Origin of the sequence: Sphaerimonospora mesophila (assembly GCF_001417795.1) — a bacterium.
GTDB classification, from domain to species: Bacteria; Actinomycetota; Actinomycetes; order Streptosporangiales; family Streptosporangiaceae; genus Sphaerimonospora; species Sphaerimonospora mesophila.
Map to the genome: position 1 here is coordinate 195,147 of NZ_BCBX01000041.1, position 18,670 is coordinate 213,816.

Here is an 18,670-nt window from a genome sequence, read left to right on the forward strand (position 1 = left end):
AGGGGACCGGTGGGAGCCGGTTTCGCGCCTGGTGGCAGGATGGCTGCGTGCCGGAGATTCCCGACCCGGAGATACGTGAACCGGAGATCCCCGAAGTGGAGACCCGCCTGCCCCCGGGCCAGTACATCCCGCGGGGGCGGCCGATCCTCCACTACGGCAGGGTGCCGGCGTTCCGTCCGCAGAGCTGGCGCTTCCAGGTATTCGGCGCCACGGCCTCGGGCGAGGAGCACCGCTTCACCTGGGAGGAGTTCTCCAGGCTGCCCCGCATGACCGTGCTCGCCGACTTCCACTGCGTCACCAAGTTCTCGATCATGGGGAACGAGTGGGGCGGCATCCCGGCGGCGGCGCTGCTCGAGCGGGTCCCGCCCGACCCCGGCGTGCGCCACGTCATGATCTGGGCGGAGTACGGCTACAGCGCCAACATGAGGTTCGGCGACTTCGACCGGCCGACCACGCTGTTCGCCACCGAGCTCGACGAGAAGCCGCTCGCGCCCGAGCGCGGCTTTCCCGTCCGTCTCGTCGTCCCCCACCTGTACGCCTGGAAGAGTGTGAAGTGGGTCCGCGCGGTGGAGTACCTGCTGGAGGACCGGCGGGGCTTCTGGGAGGAGCGCGGCTACCACAACATCGGCGATCCATGGCAGGAACAGCGCTACTCATATCAGGAGGACCCGGGCGACGGCCCGCCCTGAGCCCCCTCCAGCCGCTACCTTTGCCCGCGTGTCGATAGCCCTGTGTCTGGCGGCCCTGTGGCTGCCGCTCTGCGGGATGTCCGCCCTCGCCGGGTACGGCCTCGGCCGGCGGCGGTCGTGCCGCGACGGTCTGGCGGGCGAGGCGGGTGAGGCCGCCCATCTCGCCCTGCACATCGCCGGGCTGGCCGCGCCCTCGCTGCGGACGGGCCTGAACCGCGACTCCGCGCGCCGAGCCGTACGGCACCTGCGTGCCCTGCTCGGCACGCCGGCCCTGGCGATCACGTCCCTCGACCGGGTCCTCGCCCGCGACGGCGAGGGCGTGCCGGGGGACGAGGCGATCCTCGCCGAGGCGCGGGCCGCGCTGCGGGCGGGGTGGCCCCACGTGGTCGTGGGCGAGGGGGTGCTGGTGCCGCTGACCGTGGAGGGCCGGGTGGTCGGCGCGCTCGCCGCCTATGACGCAGATGCCGGTCACGCGCTGGCGCGCATCGCGACGGAGGTGGGCCGCTGGGTCTCCGGGCAGCTCGAGCTGGCCGAGCTCGACTCGTCCCGGCGGCGGACGCTGGAGGCCGAGACGCGGGCGCTGAGCGCGCAGATCTCGCCGCACTTCGTCTACAACTCGCTGACCACGATCGCCTCGTTCGTCCGTACGGAACCGGAGCGGGCCCGTGAGCTGCTGCTGGACTTCGCCGACTTCACCCGCTACGCGCTGCGCAGGACCAGGGACTTCACCACGCTCGCCGACGAGCTGAGCTGCATGGACCGCTATCTGGTGCTGGAACGGGCGAGGTTCGGCGACCGCCTGCGTTTCACCGTGCAGGTGGCCCCCGAGGTGCTGCGGGTGCCGGTGCCGTTCCTGTGCCTGCAGCCGCTGGTCGAGAACGCGATCAAACACGGCATGCCCGGCGAGGTCCGGGTGGTCATCAAGGACGCCGGGCCCGAGGCGCACATCTCCATCGAGGACGACGGGGTCGGCATGGACCCCGAGCACGTGCGGGCCATCCTCGGCGAGGAGCCCAAGGGGATCGGGCTGAGCAACGTCGACCTGCGGATGCGCCGCATCTACGGGCACGATTACGGCCTCGTCGTCGACACCGCCCCCGGCGCGGGGACGAAGATCCAGCTCCGCATCCCGAAGACCCGTCCGCAGCCGAGCCTCATCTAGCCGCAGGTATCACTTGCGTAACCACTCGGTTACAGGCACGGTGGTGGACATGTTACGCGTCCTTGCGGTAGACGACGAGGTTCCCGCACTGTCCGAGCTCGCCTATCTCCTCCGGCGGGACGCCCGTGTGGAGCAGGTCAAGACGGCGTCGGACAGCGCGGCGGCGCTTCAGGACATGGTGCAGATGATCGCCGCGGGGGAGCGGCTCGACGGGGTCTTCCTGGACATCCGGATGCCCGGTCTCGACGGTCTCGACCTGGCCAGGCTCATCGGCGGCTTCCCCACCCCGCCGCGGCTGGTCTTCGTGAGCGCGCACGACTGCGCGGTCCAGGCGTTCGAGCTGGAGGCCGTCGACTACCTGCTCAAGCCGGTGCGTCCCGAGCGGCTGGCCGAGGCCGTACGCCGGCTCGCGGCCGCGGTCGCGGCCGGTGACGGGGAGGCGGCGCCGGACGACGTCATCCCGGTGGAGCTGGGCGGGCGCACGAAGTTCGTGGCCCAGCAGGACGTGTGCTACGCCGAGGCGCAGGGCGACTACGTGCGCCTGCACACCGCCGACGCCAACTATCTGGTGCGGATGTCCCTGGCGGCGCTGGAGCGGCGGTGGGGCGGCGCCGGCTTCATCCGGGCGCACCGCAGCACGCTGGTGAACGCCAGGCACGTGATCGAGATGCGATTCGACGCGGGACGGATGGTGCTCCAGGTGGGGGAGCAGGTGCTACCGGTGAGCAGGCGGCACACCCGGCAGGTCCGGGAACTGCTCGTCGGCCAGTTCCGCTGACCACAGGGGCGGGCGGAGGGGCCCCAGGCGACCGTTCGTCGCTCCGGATGCTCCGCTCGTCGCGATCGGCGGGGCCGCATGGCGCGAACTGGAGACCGCTCGTCCGAAGGGACTCCCCGCGGCCTCATTACTCCTCGTAGTCTTTCGAGCATTGCAAGACACGCCGGGTGGCCGACAAGGTGAGCGAGATCTGACCTCAAGGCCACAGGGGCCGGGCTCTACTCGGGGGGGAAGGGCCCGGCCCCGGCGTGGCGGAGAGTACGCGGACGCGATCCGGCCACACGGGGGCGCCGGATCGCGCCGCGACCCCGTCCGCTCAGGCCCCGCTCAGCGGAGTTTCTTGAGCAGCTCGATGTCCTCCCGGTGCTTGTCCGCCTTGCCCGGCGTCTCGATACAGACCGGCACACCGGCGGCCACCGGATGACGCATCAGGTCGGCGAACGCCTGGGCGCCGATGTGGCCGGCACCGATGTTCTCGTGCCGGTCACGCTTCGATCCGCAGGGGTCCTTGGAATCGTTGGCGTGGATCAGCTTGAGCCGGCCGGGGGCGACCTCGTGCAGCGCGTCCAGCGTGAGCCGTACGCCGCCGGGAGCGGCCAGGTCGTGTCCGGCGGCGAACACGTGACAGGTGTCCAGGCACACCCCCACCCTGGGGTGGAGGTCCAGCGCCTCCAGGTAGGGCCCCAGATCCTGTACGGTCGCGCACAGCATCCGGCCCTGCCCGGCCATCGGCTCCAGCAGCAGGTCGGGGCCGTCGTCGGGAATCTCGTCCAGCAGCGGCAGCAGGTGCTCACGCACCTGGCGCATCGCGTCCTCGTACGACTGGCTGACGGCCGAGCCGGTGTGCACGACCACGCCGAGCGCGCCGATCGCCGCGGCCCGGCGGAGGGTGTGGCGGACGACCGCCACCGAGTTCTCCAGCGTGGCCCCGGTCGGCGATCCGAAGTTGACGAGGTAGTTGGCGTGCACGAACACCGGCATCCCGGACTCGCGCAGCCTGGCGTCCTCCGCGGGGTCGCCCGCGCTGAGCGCCCAGCCGCGCGGGTTGGTGACGAACACCTGGACCATCTCGGCGCCGATGTCGGCGGCGTAGCGCAGCCCGCCGGTGGCCAGGCCGCCGGCGACGAAGACGTGCCCGCCGATGAGAGTGGAAGGAGACATCGCGACCTCCGCGCTAATCACACCCCGATTGGTTTCCAGACAACTCTGCCTGCTCGCGGCCGGTCCTTTGGCACAACCTACAAACGGGTGGGGCCACGGGGGCGGAGGGTTGGAGTCCACGCCGCTGGATCGGGCGGCCGGCCCGCTGTGTACTTTCGGCATGCGAGAACTCGGCCGGGCGGACCTCCGCTCCTGCTGTGCCTCCGCCGGCTGGGTGTCGGCGGTCGCCGCACGGCAGCCGTACCGGGACCTCGACGGGCTGCGCCGGGCGGGCGCGGCGGCGCTGGCCGCGCTGAGCTGGCCCGACGTGCTGGAGGCGCTGGCCGCGCATCCCCGCATCGGCGAGCGGCCCGTCGGCGACGGCAGGGAGGCCGCCTGGTCGCGCGCGGAACAGGCGGGCGTGAATCAGACGGGCGCCGATCGGTCGGGCGCCGATCAGGCGGGTGCCGGTCGGGAGGGCGCCGATCGGGAGGTGCTCGACGCGCTGCGCGCGGGCAACGCCGCCTACGAGAGCCGGTTCGGCCACGTCTACCTGGTCTGCGCGACCGGGCGCGGTGCGCGGGAGCTGCTCGATCTGCTACGGGCGCGGCTCGGCAACGACGCCGAGACCGAACGCGCGGTGGTCCGCGCGGAGCTGGGCAAGATCGTCGATCTCAGGCTGGCCAAGCTGTGGCAGGAGGCGCGATGAGCCTGTCCACCCACGTGCTGGACACCGCCGCCGGGCGGCCGGCCAAGGACGTGGTCGTACGGCTGTCGCGCCGCACTCCGCACGGTTTCGTCCCGGTGGCCGAGGGCCGTACCGACGGCGACGGCCGGATCGGCACCTGGTCGCCGCTCGGCCCCGAATGGCTGGCCGACGCCGGTCCGCGCCCGGGGACCTACCGCCTCGTCTTCGACACCGGCGCCTATCTGGGGGAGGACGCGTTCTTCCCGGAGGTGAGCGTCGTGTTCACGATCAGGGAGGCGGGCGAGCACTGTCACGTGCCGCTGCTGCTGAGCCCCTTCGCCTACTCGACCTACCGTGGGAGCTAACCGTGTCCAGTAGCTTATCGGTCGTCCTGGGAGCCAACAGATACGGCAAGGCCGAGACGAGGGTGGTGCGGATCACCCGGCGCGGGGACGCCCACCGGGTGAAGGACCTCAACGTCAGCACATCCCTGTCGGGAGACATGACCGAGGTCCACCTGAGTGGGGACAACTCGGCCGTGCTGCCCACGGACACGCAGAAGAACACGGTCTACGCGTTCGCCAAGAAGCACGGCATCGAGGCGATCGAGGACTTCGCGCTGCTGCTGGCCCGGCACTTCGCGGGCGCCCATCGGGCGGTACGGCACGCCCGGGTCGCGATCGAGGAGTACGACTGGGAGCGCATCGGCTCCGGCGGGCACTCGTTCGTCAGGTCCGGGCGGGCGACCCGCACCTGTGTGGTGCACGTGGACGAGTCGGGGGAGCGGGTCGTCTCCGGGCTGCGGAACCTCGTCGTCATTAACACGACCGACTCGGAGTTCAGGGGGTTCGCCAAGGACGAGTACACGACGCTGGCCGAGACCGGCGACCGCGTCCTCGCCACCGAGGTGGCGGCGTCGTGGCGGCATGCCGAACCGCCCGCCGACTGGGACAAATCGCATGAAACAGCCTGTCAGGCCCTGCTCGCCGCGTTCGCCGACACCTACAGCCGGTCGCTGCAGCAGACCCTCTACGCCATGGGCACGCGGGTGCTCGCGGACTGCCCCGAGATCTGCGAGGTGCGGCTCTCGCTGCCGAACAAGCACCACTTCGCCGTGGACCTGTCGCCGTTCGGGCTGGACAACGACGGGGATGTCTTCTTCGCGGCCGACCGGCCGTACGGACTGATCGAGGGCACGGTGCTGCGCGAGGACGCCCCCGACCCCGGACCGGCCTGGGAGTAGCCCATGGACTTTCTGCGCGCCCGCACCTGGGCAGAGGCGCTGGAGCTGAAGGCGGAGCGGCCGGAGGCGACGCCGATCCAGGGCGGCACCGACGTGATGGTGGAGATCAACCTCGACAAGGGCCGCCCGGCCGCGCTGCTCGACCTCAACCCGGTCGGCGAGCTGACCGGCTGGTCGCGGGAGGGGGAGTGGATCCGCGTGGGCGCCGGGGTGACCTACGCCCGGCTGATCGACGAGCTGGGCGAGGTGCTGCCGGGCCTGGCCCAGGCGTCCCGCACCGTCGGCTCGCCGCAGATCCGGAACCGCGGCACGCTCGCCGGCAACCTCGGCGCCGCCTCCCCGGCAGGCGACGGCCACCCCCCGCTGCTGGCCTCGGGCGGGATCGTCGAGGCCGAGTCGGTGCGCGGGACGCGGCTGATCCCGGTCGCGGAGTTCTACACCGGGGTGAAGCGCAACGCGCTCGCCCCCGACGAGCTGATCCGCGCGGTGCGCGTACCGGCCGCCGCGGGACCGCAGTACTTCTCCAAGATCGGCACGAGGAACGCCATGGTGATCGCGGTGTGCTCGTTCGCGATCGCGCTCGACGGCTCCGATCGGCCGGAAGCCCGGCGGGTGGGGACCGGGATCGGGTCGGCGGCGCCGACGCCGCTGCGGGCGGTCGCCGCCGAGGCGTTCCTGGCGGGCGAGCTCGACTGGGCGGGCGGCTCGGCGCTGGACGAGGAGGTCGCCCGGCGCTTCGGGGAGCTGGTGGCGGCGGCGGCCGCGCCGATCGACGACGTGCGAGGACGGGCGGCCTATCGGTCGCACGCCCTGGCCGTCATGGCCCGCCGCACGCTCGGCTGGGCCTGGCACGACTACCTGCGGGCGGGGAGGGGCGCCAGATGAGGGTCAACGTCACCGTCAACGGCCGGCGGATGGCCGCCGACGACGTGTGGGAGGGCGAGAGCCTGCTCTACGTGCTGCGGGAACGGCTCGGCCTGCCGGGCGCCAAGAACGCGTGCGAACAGGGCGAGTGCGGGTCCTGCACGGTCTATCTGGACGGCACGCCGGTCTGCGCCTGCCTGGTCGCAGCGGGTCAGGCCGAGGGCCGCGAGGTGGTCACGGTCGAGGGCCTCGTCTGCGGGGACGACCCGGCCGGGGAAGGCGGACTGCACGAGGTGCAGCGCGCCTTCGTCGCGGCGGGAGCCGTACAGTGCGGCTTCTGCACGCCCGGGCTCGTCGTGCAGGCGCACGCGCTGGTCGAGCGGACGGCGGGGCGGGTGCCGGAGGACGCCGAGATCAGGGAGGCCCTGGCCGGCAATCTGTGCCGATGCACCGGGTACGAGAAGATCATCGAAGCCGTCCGCCTCGCCGCGGCCCAACGCACCACCGCCACCCCCTCCCCGTGATCTTGCGAATTCTCGCAGGCATGCCCTCCGACCTGGCCGTCCACCATCCGTGATCTTGCAGAAACTCGCACCGGCACCGCCCTACCTGGGAGTTCTCCTTGCGTGATCTTGCAGTCCGTCGCGTCGTGATCGAGAACGCCTACATCACGCCCGTGGTGGGCGAGGAGATTCCCTGCGGCCACATCGTCGTCGAAGGCGACCGGATCACCGCCGTCGGCCCCGGCCCCGCCGGGGCCGTACACGAGGGGGCCGAACGCGTCGACGGCTCCGGCTGCCTGGCGACTCCCGGGCTCGTCAACACCCATCACCACCTCTACCAATGGGCCGCCCAGGGGGTGACGCCCGACGGGACGCTGTTCGAGTGGCTGGTGGCGAGCTACCGGCTGTGGGCGAGGCTGGACGCCGAGGTGGTGTCGGGCGCGGCGACGGCGGGACTGGCCTGGCTGGCCAAGTCGGGCTGCACCACCTCGACCGACCACCACTACGTCTTCCCCAGGGGCCGCGGTGACCTGTTCGAGGCCGAGATCGACGCCGCGCGACGGGTCGGACTGCGGTTCCACCCGTGCCGGGGCTCGATGGACCGGGGGAGATCGCAGGGCGGCCTGCCCCCCGACGATGTGGTGGAGGAGGCCGACGAGATCCTGCGGGCCACCGAGGAAGCGATCCAGAAATTTCACGATCCGTCCTTCGGGTCGATGCTGCGGATCGCGGTCGCCCCGTGTTCGCCGTTCTCCGTGAGCGGCGATCTCATGATCCGCTCGGCCGAGCTCGCGCGCTCCCACGGCGTACGACTGCACACGCACATCGCCGAGACCGCCGACGAGGACGAGCACTGCCGGGAGCAGCTCGGGATGCTCCCGGTCGAGTACCTCGACGGGCTCGGCTGGCTCGGCCCCGACGTCTGGCTGGCCCACTGTGTCCACCTCACCGACAAGGACGTCCGCCGCTTCGCCGAGACCGGCACCGGCGCGGCCCACTGCCCCTCGTCGAACGGCCGCCTCGGCGCCGGCATCGCCCGCGTGGCCGACCTGCTGCGTGCCGGCGCGCCGGTCGGCCTCGGCGTGGACGGCGCCGCCTCCAGCGAGATGACGCCGCTCGCCGGCGAGATCAGGATGGCCATGCTGATGCAGCGCGCACGGTACGGCCCGGGCGCGCTGACCGCCCGCCAGGCGCTGGAGCTGGCCACCATCGGCGGGGCCAGGTGCCTCGGCCGCGCCGCCGAGATCGGCTCGCTCGAGGCGGGCAAGCTGGCCGACATCGCCCTGTGGCGGCTCGGCGGTTTCCACGCCGCCGTCGACGATCCCGTGGTCGCCTTCGCGTACGGCCAGACGCCGCCGCTGGCCCGGCTCCTGGTCGGCGGCCGGACCGTGGTGGAGGACGGTGAGCTTCGTACGGTGACCGACGCGGCGGCCGCCGAGGCGGGGACCCGGGCACACCGCCGCCTCCTGGGGGAGACGTGAAGATCGCCTCGGCCGATCGGCGTCGCGCGTCCGCATGCTCCGGAGGTCTCCGTACGCGTCCGTGCAAGATCACGAAAGCCGTCGGGGCTGGTCGGGAGGCATGGGTGCGAGCTTCTGCAAGATCACGGTCGGGAAAAGCGCAGGTCGGAGGGTATGTGTGCGAGAATTCGCAAGATCACCGCGGAGGTGGGGAGGGTGGGCGGGGGCGTGTTCGACAGCGCCGGGGTCGACGTGGCTGAGATCGATGCCGACGAGTTCGACGTCGTGGTGAGATCGCGGCGGGTGGTGACGCCGGAGGGGGAGCGCGCGCTGGCGGTCGCCGTACGGGACGGGAGGATCGCCGCGCTGTACGCTCACGACGAGGTGCCGGCCGCGCGGCGGCTGGTGGACCTCGGCGGCCTGGCGCTCCTGCCCGGCCTGGTGGACACCCACGTGCACGTCAACGAGCCCGGCCGGACCCACTGGGAGGGCTTCGACACGGCCACCCGGGCGGCGGCGGCCGGCGGGGTCACGACGATCGTCGACATGCCGCTCAACTCGCTGCCGCCCACGGTCAGCGTCGCCGCCCTGGAGACCAAGCGGCGGGCGGCGCGGGGACGGTGCCATGTCGACGTCGGCTTCTGGGGCGGCGCGATCCCCGGGAACCTGGCCGAGCTGCGACCGCTGCACGAGGCCGGGGCGTTCGGGGTCAAGTGCTTCCTGTCCCCGTCGGGGGTGGCGGAGTTTCCCGCGCTCGACCGGGCCGGGCTGGCGGACGCGCTGGCCGAGGTGGCCTCCTTCGGCGGGCTGCTGATCGTCCACGCCGAGGATCCCGCGCTGCTCGCCGACCCGGACGGCCCGAAATATGCGGATTTTTTGCGATCTCGGCCGGAGGAGGCCGAGCGGCGGGCCGTCGAGCAGGTGATCGAGCTCGCCGCCGCGACCGGAGCCCGCGCCCACGTCGTGCACGTGTCGGCCGCCGCCTGCCTGGAGCCGCTGCGCCGGGCCGGGGACGAGGGGGTGCGAATCACCGCCGAGACCTGTCCCCACTATCTGACGCTCACCGCCGAGGAGGTCGCCGGTCCCGCGTACAAGTGCTGCCCCCCGATCAGGGCGGCCGCCAACCGCGACGCCCTGTGGGAGGCGCTGGCCGAGGGTGTCCTCATCGGTGTCGTCTCCGATCACTCGCCGTCGCCGCCCGAGCTGAAGGCGGCGGACTTCGCCGCCGCGTGGGGCGGCATCTCCTCGCTGCAGCTCGGCCTGCCCGCCGTGTGGACCGAGGCACGTTCGCGTGGGCACGGCCTGCGTGAGATCGCCCGCTGGATGGCCGAGGGACCCGCCACGCTGGTCGGCCTGCCGTACAAGGGGGTGATCAGGGTCGGCGCCGACGCCGATCTCGTGGCCTTCGACCCCGACGCCGAGTTCACCGTCGACGCGGCGGCCCTCCATCACCGCAACCCGGTCACGCCCTATCACGGCCGTACGCTCTCCGGCGTCGTCCACACCACCTGGCTGCGCGGCGAGCCCGTCGATTTCCTTACCCCGCGCGGGCGATTCCTGGTCGGATCATGAGCACGGTTTTGGGAGGTTCGCGGCACGGAGTCGAGGTGAGCCCGTTCACCCGGCTGCCCGATCTCGCCCTGCGGACGTACGGCGGGGCGGTCGTCGCGGCCAGCGACGAGTCGTTCGCCGAGCGGGAGGCCCTGATCAGGCCGGGGCGGCCCGAGTTCCGGCCGCACACGTTCGGCCCGAAGGGGCAGGTCTACGACGGGTGGGAGACCCGGCGGCGGCGCGATCCCGGCCACGACTGGGCGATCGTACGGCTCGGCCTGCCCGGGATCATCCGGGGCGTGGTCGTCGACACGGCCTGGTTCAAGGGCAACCACCCGCCGTACGCCTCGGTGGAGGCGTGTGCAGCCGAGGGACATCCGGCGGTGGACGAGCTGACCGGGTGGGTGGAGATCGTGCCGAGGAGTCCGCTGACCGGCGACGCCGTACACGAGTTCCCGGTCGCCGATCCGCGCCGTTTCACGCACGTGCGGCTGAACGTCTTCCCCGACGGCGGCGTCGCCCGGCTGCGGGTGCACGGCGAGGTGGTGCCCGACCGGGCGTTCCTGTACGGGCTCACCGTCGATCTCGCCGCCCTGGAGAACGGGGGGCGCGTCATCGCCTGCTCGGACGAGTTCTACTCGCCGCCGGGCAACGTCATCGCCCCGGGCCGGTCCAGGCATCAGGCCGAGGGGTGGGAGACCGCCCGGCGGCGGGACGGCGGCAACGACTGGCTCGTCGTGGCGCTCGCCGGCCCGGGTACGGTCGCCGTCGCCGAGTTGGACACCGCGAACCTGATCTACAACGCCCCGGGCGCGGCCTCGTTGCGGGGCATCGACGCGCGCGGCGCCTCGCTCGACGAGACCGGCGCCTGGTTCCCGCTGCTGCCCAGGACGCGGCTGCAGCCCGACACACGGCACCGATTCCGCCTGGACGACGAGCGTACGGTCACCCACGTGCGGCTCGACATCTATCCCGACGGCGGCCTCGCCCGCCTCCGTCTCCTCGGCACCCTGACGCCGCCCCCGCGCCTATGACGACCTGGGCTGGAAGAGCCTTGTTCGCGCAGGCGATCGAAGGCCGACGGCGGCGACCAGTACGATTTCGATCACCTAGAGTGACATCTATGCCATGGATGCGCAGTGCTATGCATCTATGAGGGAGCCCTCGCCGATGCTGCTGCCCCTGCTTCGCCGCGAAGGCCCTGGACCAGATGAACCCGTACTGAGCCGAACCCGCCCCGATCCCGGGCTGTTCGCCGCGGGGGTCCTCCTCGATCACGGGCTTGGAACCGACCCGTCGGCGGGTCTTGACCTGAACGCGGATCTCGCCGTCCTGGAGAAACGGGGCGTTCTGATCGGCGGCGGAAGCTCACGTCATCGGTTCGAGCGCGCCGATGACGTCGAACTCGTAGCCGCCCGCCGCGGCCAGGTAGACCGTCTGGTGAGTATGGCCGCCGGAGATCGTCATCGTGCCGCGCGGCCCCTCGTAGCCGACGCCCGTGGAGTGCCGGACGATGTCGCTCAGCTCGGCAGACCTGGCCCGATCGCTCAACGCGGCCAGGGCCATGATGCCCTCGTAGCATGACTCGGCCGCGTTGTTCAGGGGAGGGGCGCCGGGCCCGAAGCGCTCCACATAGGCCGACATGAGGTCGAGCGCGTCGGCGGTGGCGAGGGACTTGAAGTAGCCGGCCGCGACGAAGAGGTTCTCGGTGGCGTCCGCCCCACTCGCCAGGAGCATGTTCTCCTCCATGAGCGGCGTGAAGCGCACCATGCGCTCGTGCAGGCCCCGCCGGGCGAAGGCCCGGTTGAACTTCACCGCGTCGCTGCCGACCATGAGCATGAGGACTCCCTCGGCTCCACTGGCCTCCAGCCGGGGGAGCGTGGCCGCGAAGCTCGGGGTGCCGTACCGGACGTAGATCTCCTCGACCAGGTCGAGCCCGAACGCCCGGCAGTATTGGCGCACCACCCGGGCCGTGCGTCTCGGCCAGATGTAGTCGGAGCCGACGATCGCCCAGCGCCGCAGCCCCATGTTCCGCCGCAGCCAGCTCAGCGCCGGGCCCACCTGCAGCCCCGGGGTCTCCCCGGAGCAGAAGATGCCGCGGCGCGACTCGCCCCCCTCGTAGAGGGACGTGTAGACGTAGGGCACCCGGTCGGCGACGACGGAGGAGAGGTGCTCCCGGACGGTGGAGATGTGCCACCCGGTGATCGCGTCGATCCGTCCGGCGTCGAGCAGTCCGGCTATGCGCCCGCGCAGTTCGGCGGGCGGACCGCTCGCGTCGACGACCTCGATCGCGACCTCCCTGCCGAGGATGCCGCCGTTGTCGTTGAGATGGGCCGCGGCGAGATCGGCCACGGCCTCGCAGGAGGGCCCGAAGATGCCACCCGGCCCCCGCAGGGGAATGACCAGGCCGATCTGGTACCGCTTGGCCACGGCACCACCTCCGTGTGGCTGTTGAGACAATGAACATCTCCATCTGGAAGTATCACCATTGGCAGAGGAACCTTCAAGGGAGGTGGCCGCGGATGCGGACCGAACACGATGAGGCGACGCTTCGCGTCCTGCCGCTCGCGCTCAACCGCGTCGCCGCGCGGCTCAACACCGAAACCGGGAGGGCGCTCACCGGGACCGGGCTCACGGTCGACCAGTGGCGGGTGCTGGACGTGCTGGCGGCGACGGAGGGGGCGGCGATGAGCGACATCGCCGCGGTGGCCGTCATCACGGGTCCGACGCTCACCCGGGCGGTGGACCGGCTGGTCGACCGGGCGCTGGTCTACCGCAATCTCGATCACGCCGACCGGCGCCGGGTGCTCGTACGGCTGAGCGAGCGCGGCGTGGAACTGCACCGGGAGCTCGCCCCGCGCGTCGCCGACGCCCTGGCCGCGTCCTTCCACGGGCTGGACGCGGAGGAGACCGCGCGGCTGCGCGTGCTGCTCGACCGTCTCGCCGGCGGGTAGCGGAGGTCGCGAATCGCCGGGGGAGAGGGACAGATACACCCACTTGACATATTTTCATGTGGAACTAATGTGTCCCGTACCACACGCCCTCGCCCCCTGGAGGACACGTTGTCTGGTGTGGACTTCACCCGTTCGGGTGTCTCCCGTTTCCCCGATCGCGATCTCGGTGTCCCGCGCTACCGCTGTGAGGTCGGCGTACCGCTGGCCGAGCAGAAGTGGCTCGGACACAACCGGTGGCACCCGGACATCCCGCCCCTGCACGAGCTCGGGCCCGGCGACGAGGTGATCCTCGAGGCCGCCGGTTACGACGACTACCAGCTCAAGGACGTCGACGACGACCAGGACATCCATGACTTCGACCTGACCCGCACGCACCCCATCACGGGTCCGGTCAAGGTCGACGGCGCGGAGCCCGGCGACCTGCTGGTCGTGGACGTGCTCGACGTCCAGCCGCTCTCCGGCATCGGCTACTCCAACATCCTGCCCGGCATGGGCGGGCCGCTGGCCAGCTGGTTCCCCCGCGGGTTCAAGACCGTCTGGGACCTGCACGGGCTCTTCGCCACCAGCCGGCAGATCCCGGGAGTGGAGATCCCGGCGATCAGCCACCCCGGCGTCATCGGCGTCGCCCCGTCGCACGACCTGCTGCGGATCTGGAACGAGCGCGAGGACCCGCTGATCGAGGAGGGTAAGGCCGGCCCTCGTGAGGCGGCGATCCCCACCTCCGTGCTGCGCACCCTGGAGGGCGCGGAGTGGGAGCGCGTGGCCGCCACCGCCGCGCGCACCGTGCCGCCCCGGGAGAACGGCGGCAACCTCGACATCAAGAACCTCTCGCGCGGGTCGCGGGTGTACTTCCCGGTGTTCGTCGAGGGCGGGCTGTTCTCCGTCGGCGACTATCACTTCGCCGAAGGCGACGGTGAGATCACCTGGAACGCCATCGAGATGGACGGCATCGGCTGGTTCCGGTTCAACGTCCTCAAGGACGGGATGGCCAAGTACGGCATTCGCACGCCGATGCTCCGTCCCTCCCCGGTCGACCCCAACCTGGGCACCCGCTACCTGAGCTTCACCGGCCTGTCCGCCCGGGGCAGGGAGCAGAAGTATCTCGACGCCACCGCCGCGGCCGTGGACGCCGTCGAGCAGGCGATCGAGTACCTCGGCAAGTTCGGATACACCCCCGAGCAGGCGTACACGATCATCTCCGTGGCGCCGTGCGAGATGCACGTCGGCGGCATCGTCGACATCCCGAACGCGGCGGTGACGCTGAAGGTGCCGCTGGACATCTTCGACAAGGACATCCTGCCGACCTGAGCCGTCACGTCGCGGTTGCCCATGGCCGTACGGCACGGGCACCCTTTGGTCAGCGCTTGGCCGCTACCGCGAACGCCGGGCCCGGCATCTGCTGCCGGGCCCGGCCCGTCTCCCGGTTTTTCCGGCCCCTCACGGGGCGCCCCCACGGAAAGAGAGTGAACCTGGCATGAGCGACGTGGGACTGTTCTATGTCGGCGCGGTACTGATCATCAACGGCATCATGCTTCTCGGAAAGATCACGGATCGGGCGGCCGCCCCGCTCAACTTCTTCGTCGGCACGCTGCAGGTGGTGACGCCGACGTTCCTCATCATGACCGCGGGCGGGGACCGGGCGATCATCGCCGGAGCCGCCGGGATCTACCTGTTCGGCTTCACCTATCTGTGGGTGGGCATCAACTCCGCGACCGGCTGGCCGGGGGAGGGCCTCGGCTGGTTCTCGCTCTTCGTCGCCTTCGCCGCCGTGGGCTACGCCGCCTACACCTGGCAGACCGGCGGCCGGATCTTCGTGGTCATCTGGCTCGTCTGGGCGCTGCTGTGGTTCCTCTTCTTCCTCGTGCTGGCACTGGGCCGTACGGAGCTCACCCGCTTCACCGGATGGGTCGCGATCGCCGAGGGCGTGCTCACGGCGGCCGTTCCGGCCGGGCTCGCGCTCACCGGGCTCTGGCACGACTCGGCCGCTGCGGCCCTGGCCGCCGCCGTGTTCGCGGTCGTCGTGCTCGCCGTGCTGTGGTGGTGGACGACCCGCGCGCCCGGCACGCGTACGGAGGCCGCGGCATAGGCCCACCCCGCGACGCCGTACGCGACTCGCCTGGACCCTCGTGAAGGACAAGGTTCCTGGCAGGATCTTTCGCCATACCGAACCGGCAGATGTGGCGCAGGTATAGGGATCTGCGTAGACGGTGCCTGAGCTGCCACATATGTCCGTTGACGCTTTCGCCGCAATTCTGAGTCAGCGAGCCGGTGACCGTGATGCCGTCCACGACCTGGGCGGGGATGACCTGCAAGGCCGTCACCCCTGATTCGGAGGGGATGGTGCCGGTGTTGACGGTGGTCGTCTGCCGGGCCGACCATGGCGAGGCGACCTGTGCGGTGGTGCTGACCTGCCGGGAACGCCGGCGCACTCTCCAGTCGTTGGTCAGCTTCCCGGACGGAATCGTCACGCCGGCCTGGGTTCCGGACACCGCATCATCGATCGGCGCCGGCCCGAATCGAGGCGAACTCTCCTGGTGGACTTGATCGGGTGCGGGTGTAACGGCCCTGGCATTGGCTGGTTTTCCACTGTCAATGGAATGCTTAGGATGAGATCCAGCCTGAGTATGCTGGAGCGCTGTAAAGATAGAGGATGATATTTGTTTTATGCCGAGATCGTTTGTCGAGTATAAAGCTCGCGGGTTTTGGGTAACAGATGCCTATCTCAGAATATGGCTCTTTCTGTTGTGTTCGGAGATCGATGCTCTCCGTGATGCGCAGGGGTGGTTGGCGGAGGCTCGCCAGGACTGGTCCCTGACGGCGACCAAGGATTGGTACCGCGCCTGGATCGATCCCGAACTCGACCTGTATGTGGGCGACGACCCAGCCCGAATGGCGGAGCTGCTGAGGTTGGTCGATCGGGCAAAGGCACAGGCGCTGTCATATGGTGAACATATCCCCGGCGACGTGTTGGAGGCCTGCGGCTTTACCGAAGAAGTCTATCCGATTGACACCGAGCTGATAGCGATTTGCGGCGATGCTTTCACCCTGGTGCTGAAGGGCGAGATCACCTGGGACGCCGCCACAGCCCCCACCTTGCCGGCCGAAGGCGGCGAAGTGCTGAGGTAGCGGCAGAACGACTGAGTCTTTCTCCCCGCGAAGCGGTCCGGCGCTCGGTGTCGGATGGCAGGGGACTGCCGGCCGCTTGGGCTCTCTACTATGTGCTCGCGGGCAACCATGCGGTTCTCGTTCACAACGCTGGGCTAGGATTCGCCGGTGGGCGATGAAATGACTCCTGAGCTGCGGCGTCACGATCTTGCGCGACGTGTCATCGCAGACTACCGTACAAGCAAGATCTCGCTGAAGCGACTCATCGATGACCTCGACACCATCTGGAGTGATCTCGAAGCATCCGGCTGGCGTGACGAGTTCCGAGGCCATTGGTGGACGCTCGAACAGGTTTATGCTGTGGCGCTTGACCGCGAAGAGCTTATTCAGCTCCCTAGAGACGCTGTCGGCGATATCGAGGAAGCACTAAGAGGCCTTGAGGGCTTGTTGAGTTAACGCCATATCGAGTGGGTCATCGTTTACAGTGCCCTCGCATCGAAAGCCTTCGGAGGCCGCGGCATAGGCCCACCCCGCGACGCCGTACGCGACTCGCCTGGACCCTCGTGAAGGACGACAATGACAACACGTGATGTCCGAAGAAATGGATGAGGAACGCCGACAGCTGCTGAACGACATGGTCAAGCTGCGAAAGCCGGTTTCGGAGCTTGTGGTTCTGCTGCGTGCGTACCCCTGGGATGTCGACCGTCCGCTTGTGGCCGTGTCGGCCGCGGACGTGGTGAGGGTCCTCGAATCCTATCTGTCCGATGAGATTTCGGCGGAAACGATATACGAGTGGGCCGACGCACTGGAGATGAGGGAAGACGTCCAGTGCGATGAGCGAGTTTCGGAATTCTTCACGGAAGCATCGACGCCAGAGCTTTTCGAACCCATATCGGGGGCGTTCGCCCGGCGATGGCTGAATTGTCTGCGGTGATTTCCGGCCTGGACTACCTGTCCGCCCGCTACTACGACCCAACTATAGCTAAGTTCGTCTCCACCGATCCCCTTCTCGATTTAGGTAAACCCCAATGGGCCAATCCCTATGCCTATGCTGGCAACAACCCCATCGGATATTGGGGCGGTTGAGCGGGCCCAGCTCGAGGCAAACCTATCTCGTGCCAGCAAGATGCTAGACTATTCCGAAAAATACGTGCCGCGAAAGTGATGAGAAATGTCCGAATATTCCAACCTTAATGACTTGGTAATGCGTGCCAAAGAGGGGCGAGTTGCTAGGTCTGAGATCAGGATAATCGCTGACTTTCTGGAGCGAAACCCCCAATCTCCGGACGCATATAAGCTTCTCTATGTCATCTCCCGTATGGGAGATCGGTCATACGAAAATCTTATCGCTAAATTCCTATCCTATAGTGCCGACCCGGACCTTGCTCGCCTTTCACTTCAAACCCTCTGTGTCTTCTGGAGGCTGAGCGATCGCTATCTGTCAGAGATTGAGAGGTTTTTGGAAGGGGTTGATTGGGATTGGATGGGAGGCGTTCGGCAAATTGCCATAACTGCAGCCGGAGAGCATTTAAGGGATAATGTTAACTGTAAATTTCTAGCAGTTCTCTTGCGGATTTCTTCGAGGGATCATTCTAGCGAGCTTGAAACCCGAATAGCAGTAGAGGCTCTCGCGCGAGCACTAGGAGGGCTGGAGAATCCTCTGCCCTCCGAAGGAGAGGATTGGGAGAAATGGGCTGCAGGTATAGTGGATCGGGCGAAACGCAGATTTGAAAAGGAATGCCAGAAGGATGCGTGATTCATTTCCTCTGTCCGGGCTGAAGGAGTTCTCACATCGTGAGACTAACCTCGATCTTTCGTGTTCATCCTGTGGCTGGCTGAGCGGTTTGGCGGCTCTGCGCGGCCGAGCAGAAGGTGTGATCACACCGCTACTCGGCGCGTCCACATTGCGGTGACCGTGTGTGACCGTTGGTCTCCCGGCGATCTGATCGGGCGACCATCTCACCCGCAATCCGGACAAAACTCGCCCATACAGGGCCGGGTTGCTGTCCAGTTTCCGCGCTTTTGGGCGGCGACGTCCTCCTCGGCGCGCCGCTCGGCCGCATGCGCACGGTAACGCTCCCGACCGCCGTTACGGGCGATTTCCCGGCAGATCACCGACTCGTTCCGGTCGATATGCCCCGAGATCTCCTTGTTCGACAAACCAACGGCCAGACATCGTGAGGTCTCTTCACGATCTTCCGGTGTCAGCGGACCGACGCTGCTCCACGGACCACTCCCTCTGAGCCGGTCCGTCGAGATTGCCAAGGTCAAAAGCTCAACGAGGGCGGGACGGTTGTTTCTTCAGGTAAGTCCCTAACCCGCCGATCTTCCGGAAGGTCCGATTGCCTTCGCCGCTTGGGATCAAGTGCTTTCACCATCCGGCTCTGGGAGAACCACCGGCCGCTGGACGTGATACCGGCGACCATCACCGGCGCCAGGCCGATCAGGCTTCACCGCGGGGTGCCGGCCCGCGCCGGAGGACGATCACGTTCCTCCGGCGCGAGCCGGCACCCGCCGATCGTGCGCTGGGCCG

23 protein-coding genes are annotated in these 18,670 nt (G+C 69.1%); 20 read left to right on the forward strand and 3 right to left on the reverse strand.

The window, feature by feature from the left end; genetic code table 11:
• Positions 1-47 precede the first annotated feature (47 nt).
• Genes AP234_RS23490 through AP234_RS23500 form a run of 3 tightly spaced genes read left to right on the forward strand, consistent with a single transcriptional unit; the run spans position 48 to position 2,629 of the window.
• Positions 48-689 carry a sulfite oxidase-like oxidoreductase gene (locus tag AP234_RS23490; RefSeq protein ID WP_235558333.1) on the forward strand — a complete coding sequence of 214 codons (642 nt, stop codon included), beginning with the start codon at positions 48-50 and terminating at the stop codon, positions 687-689.
• 28 nt (positions 690-717) lie between these two features.
• Positions 718-1,851 (forward strand): histidine kinase, encoded by a 1,134-nt coding sequence (locus AP234_RS23495; protein WP_235558334.1) that lies wholly within the window; start codon positions 718-720, stop codon positions 1,849-1,851.
• A 49-nt stretch (positions 1,852-1,900) separates the two neighbouring features.
• Positions 1,901-2,629, forward strand: a complete 729-nt coding sequence (locus AP234_RS23500; RefSeq protein ID WP_055481904.1) for a LytR/AlgR family response regulator transcription factor — start codon at positions 1,901-1,903, stop codon at positions 2,627-2,629.
• Between the two features lie 327 nt (positions 2,630-2,956).
• Here the strand turns inward: AP234_RS23500 and AP234_RS23505 are convergent, their stop codons facing one another.
• A complete protein-coding gene (locus AP234_RS23505; RefSeq protein ID WP_055481863.1) occupies positions 2,957-3,790 on the reverse strand; it encodes a deoxyribonuclease IV in 834 nt (277 codons plus the stop codon).
• A gap of 160 nt (positions 3,791-3,950) precedes the next feature.
• Here AP234_RS23505 and AP234_RS23510 point away from each other — a divergent pair, with 160 nt between their 5' ends.
• The 8 genes from AP234_RS23510 (at position 3,951) to alc (ending at position 11,112) form a co-directional block, all read left to right on the forward strand.
• On the forward strand, positions 3,951-4,478 hold the full coding sequence (locus tag AP234_RS23510) for a 2-oxo-4-hydroxy-4-carboxy-5-ureidoimidazoline decarboxylase (protein WP_055481905.1): 528 nt from the start codon (positions 3,951-3,953) through the stop codon (positions 4,476-4,478).
• Positions 4,475-4,822 (forward strand): hydroxyisourate hydrolase, encoded by a 348-nt coding sequence (gene uraH / locus AP234_RS23515; RefSeq protein ID WP_055481864.1) that lies wholly within the window; start codon positions 4,475-4,477, stop codon positions 4,820-4,822. The genes AP234_RS23510 and uraH overlap by 4 nt, the downstream gene beginning before the upstream one ends.
• Positions 4,823-4,824: 2 nt before the next feature.
• Entirely contained in the window at positions 4,825-5,700 is an 876-nt protein-coding gene (pucL, locus tag AP234_RS23520) for a factor-independent urate hydroxylase (RefSeq protein WP_055481865.1), read from the forward strand.
• 3 nt (positions 5,701-5,703) lie between these two features.
• Positions 5,704-6,585 (forward strand): FAD binding domain-containing protein, encoded by an 882-nt coding sequence (locus tag AP234_RS23525; RefSeq protein ID WP_055481866.1) that lies wholly within the window; start codon positions 5,704-5,706, stop codon positions 6,583-6,585.
• Complete coding sequence (locus AP234_RS23530; RefSeq protein WP_055481867.1) at positions 6,582-7,088, forward strand: (2Fe-2S)-binding protein; 507 nt, start codon at positions 6,582-6,584, stop codon at positions 7,086-7,088. The genes AP234_RS23525 and AP234_RS23530 overlap by 4 nt, the downstream gene beginning before the upstream one ends.
• Positions 7,089-7,186: 98 nt before the next feature.
• Positions 7,187-8,548, forward strand: coding sequence for an 8-oxoguanine deaminase (locus tag AP234_RS23535; RefSeq protein ID WP_235558335.1), 1,362 nt, complete (start codon positions 7,187-7,189; stop codon positions 8,546-8,548).
• Positions 8,549-8,743: 195 nt separating this feature from the next.
• Positions 8,744-10,099 (forward strand): allantoinase AllB, encoded by a 1,356-nt coding sequence (allB, locus tag AP234_RS23540; RefSeq protein WP_431999029.1) that lies wholly within the window; start codon positions 8,744-8,746, stop codon positions 10,097-10,099.
• Complete coding sequence (gene alc / locus AP234_RS23545; RefSeq protein WP_055481869.1) at positions 10,096-11,112, forward strand: allantoicase; 1,017 nt, start codon at positions 10,096-10,098, stop codon at positions 11,110-11,112. Before allB ends, alc begins: the two co-directional genes overlap by 4 nt.
• 334 nt (positions 11,113-11,446) lie before the next feature.
• Here the strand turns inward: alc and AP234_RS23550 are convergent, their stop codons facing one another.
• The gene (locus AP234_RS23550; protein WP_235558336.1) at positions 11,447-12,508 is read right to left on the reverse strand and encodes a substrate-binding domain-containing protein; all 1,062 of its coding nucleotides are present in this window, start codon (positions 12,506-12,508) and stop codon (positions 11,447-11,449) included.
• 92 nt (positions 12,509-12,600) lie between these two features.
• On the opposite strand from AP234_RS23550, the gene AP234_RS23555 reads away from it, so the two are divergent.
• The 9 genes from AP234_RS23555 (at position 12,601) to AP234_RS36535 (ending at position 17,893) form a co-directional block, all read left to right on the forward strand.
• Entirely contained in the window at positions 12,601-13,032 is a 432-nt protein-coding gene (locus AP234_RS23555; RefSeq protein ID WP_055481870.1) for a MarR family winged helix-turn-helix transcriptional regulator, read from the forward strand.
• 117 nt (positions 13,033-13,149) lie between these two features.
• A complete protein-coding gene (locus tag AP234_RS23560; protein WP_152990582.1) occupies positions 13,150-14,340 on the forward strand; it encodes an acetamidase/formamidase family protein in 1,191 nt (396 codons plus the stop codon).
• A 166-nt stretch (positions 14,341-14,506) separates the two neighbouring features.
• Positions 14,507-15,118: an AmiS/UreI family transporter gene (locus tag AP234_RS23565; protein ID WP_055481871.1), complete on the forward strand. Its 612-nt coding sequence runs from the start codon at positions 14,507-14,509 to the stop codon at positions 15,116-15,118.
• 191 nt (positions 15,119-15,309) lie between these two features.
• Positions 15,310-15,576: a hypothetical protein gene (locus AP234_RS23570; protein WP_152990574.1), complete on the forward strand. Its 267-nt coding sequence runs from the start codon at positions 15,310-15,312 to the stop codon at positions 15,574-15,576.
• A gap of 120 nt (positions 15,577-15,696) precedes the next feature.
• Complete coding sequence (locus AP234_RS23575; protein WP_055481873.1) at positions 15,697-16,158, forward strand: hypothetical protein; 462 nt, start codon at positions 15,697-15,699, stop codon at positions 16,156-16,158.
• Positions 16,159-16,305: 147 nt separating this feature from the next.
• Positions 16,306-16,593, forward strand: coding sequence for a hypothetical protein (locus AP234_RS36525; RefSeq protein ID WP_152990575.1), 288 nt, complete (start codon positions 16,306-16,308; stop codon positions 16,591-16,593).
• Between the two features lie 133 nt (positions 16,594-16,726).
• Positions 16,727-17,071: a hypothetical protein gene (locus AP234_RS36530; RefSeq protein ID WP_152990576.1), complete on the forward strand. Its 345-nt coding sequence runs from the start codon at positions 16,727-16,729 to the stop codon at positions 17,069-17,071.
• A complete protein-coding gene (locus tag AP234_RS35245; protein ID WP_083502364.1) occupies positions 17,050-17,223 on the forward strand; it encodes an RHS repeat-associated core domain-containing protein in 174 nt (57 codons plus the stop codon). Before AP234_RS36530 ends, AP234_RS35245 begins: the two co-directional genes overlap by 22 nt.
• Positions 17,224-17,308: 85 nt before the next feature.
• Positions 17,309-17,893, forward strand: coding sequence for a hypothetical protein (locus AP234_RS36535; protein WP_152990577.1), 585 nt, complete (start codon positions 17,309-17,311; stop codon positions 17,891-17,893).
• 203 nt (positions 17,894-18,096) lie between these two features.
• Here AP234_RS36535 and AP234_RS35250 read toward each other — a convergent pair whose 3' ends face one another.
• A complete protein-coding gene (locus tag AP234_RS35250) occupies positions 18,097-18,408 on the reverse strand; it encodes a helix-turn-helix domain-containing protein (RefSeq protein WP_083502365.1) in 312 nt (103 codons plus the stop codon).
• Positions 18,409-18,670: the final 262 nt, after the last annotated feature.

What these genes read in the sequence shown, in the direction of transcription:
- AP234_RS23565 (WP_055481871.1), top strand. Translation starts at nt 14,507, where the DNA reads ATGAGCGACGTGGGACTGTTCTATGTCGGCGCGGTACTGATCATCAAC.
- AP234_RS23500 (WP_055481904.1), top strand. Translation starts at nt 1,901, where the DNA reads ATGTTACGCGTCCTTGCGGTAGACGACGAGGTTCCCGCACTGTCCGAG.
- AP234_RS23570 (WP_152990574.1), top strand. Translation starts at nt 15,310, where the DNA reads ATGCCGTCCACGACCTGGGCGGGGATGACCTGCAAGGCCGTCACCCCT.
- AP234_RS23505 (WP_055481863.1), bottom strand. Translation starts at nt 3,790, where the DNA reads ATGTCTCCTTCCACTCTCATCGGCGGGCACGTCTTCGTCGCCGGCGGC.
- AP234_RS36535 (WP_152990577.1), top strand. Translation starts at nt 17,309, where the DNA reads ATGTCCGAATATTCCAACCTTAATGACTTGGTAATGCGTGCCAAAGAG.
- AP234_RS23510 (WP_055481905.1), top strand. Translation starts at nt 3,951, where the DNA reads ATGCGAGAACTCGGCCGGGCGGACCTCCGCTCCTGCTGTGCCTCCGCC.
- alc (WP_055481869.1), top strand. Translation starts at nt 10,096, where the DNA reads ATGAGCACGGTTTTGGGAGGTTCGCGGCACGGAGTCGAGGTGAGCCCG.
- uraH (WP_055481864.1), top strand. Translation starts at nt 4,475, where the DNA reads ATGAGCCTGTCCACCCACGTGCTGGACACCGCCGCCGGGCGGCCGGCC.
- AP234_RS35245 (WP_083502364.1), top strand. Translation starts at nt 17,050, where the DNA reads ATGGCTGAATTGTCTGCGGTGATTTCCGGCCTGGACTACCTGTCCGCC.
- AP234_RS23530 (WP_055481867.1), top strand. Translation starts at nt 6,582, where the DNA reads ATGAGGGTCAACGTCACCGTCAACGGCCGGCGGATGGCCGCCGACGAC.
- AP234_RS23555 (WP_055481870.1), top strand. Translation starts at nt 12,601, where the DNA reads ATGCGGACCGAACACGATGAGGCGACGCTTCGCGTCCTGCCGCTCGCG.
- AP234_RS23575 (WP_055481873.1), top strand. Translation starts at nt 15,697, where the DNA reads ATGCCGAGATCGTTTGTCGAGTATAAAGCTCGCGGGTTTTGGGTAACA.
- AP234_RS36530 (WP_152990576.1), top strand. Translation starts at nt 16,727, where the DNA reads ATGTCCGAAGAAATGGATGAGGAACGCCGACAGCTGCTGAACGACATG.
- AP234_RS23525 (WP_055481866.1), top strand. Translation starts at nt 5,704, where the DNA reads ATGGACTTTCTGCGCGCCCGCACCTGGGCAGAGGCGCTGGAGCTGAAG.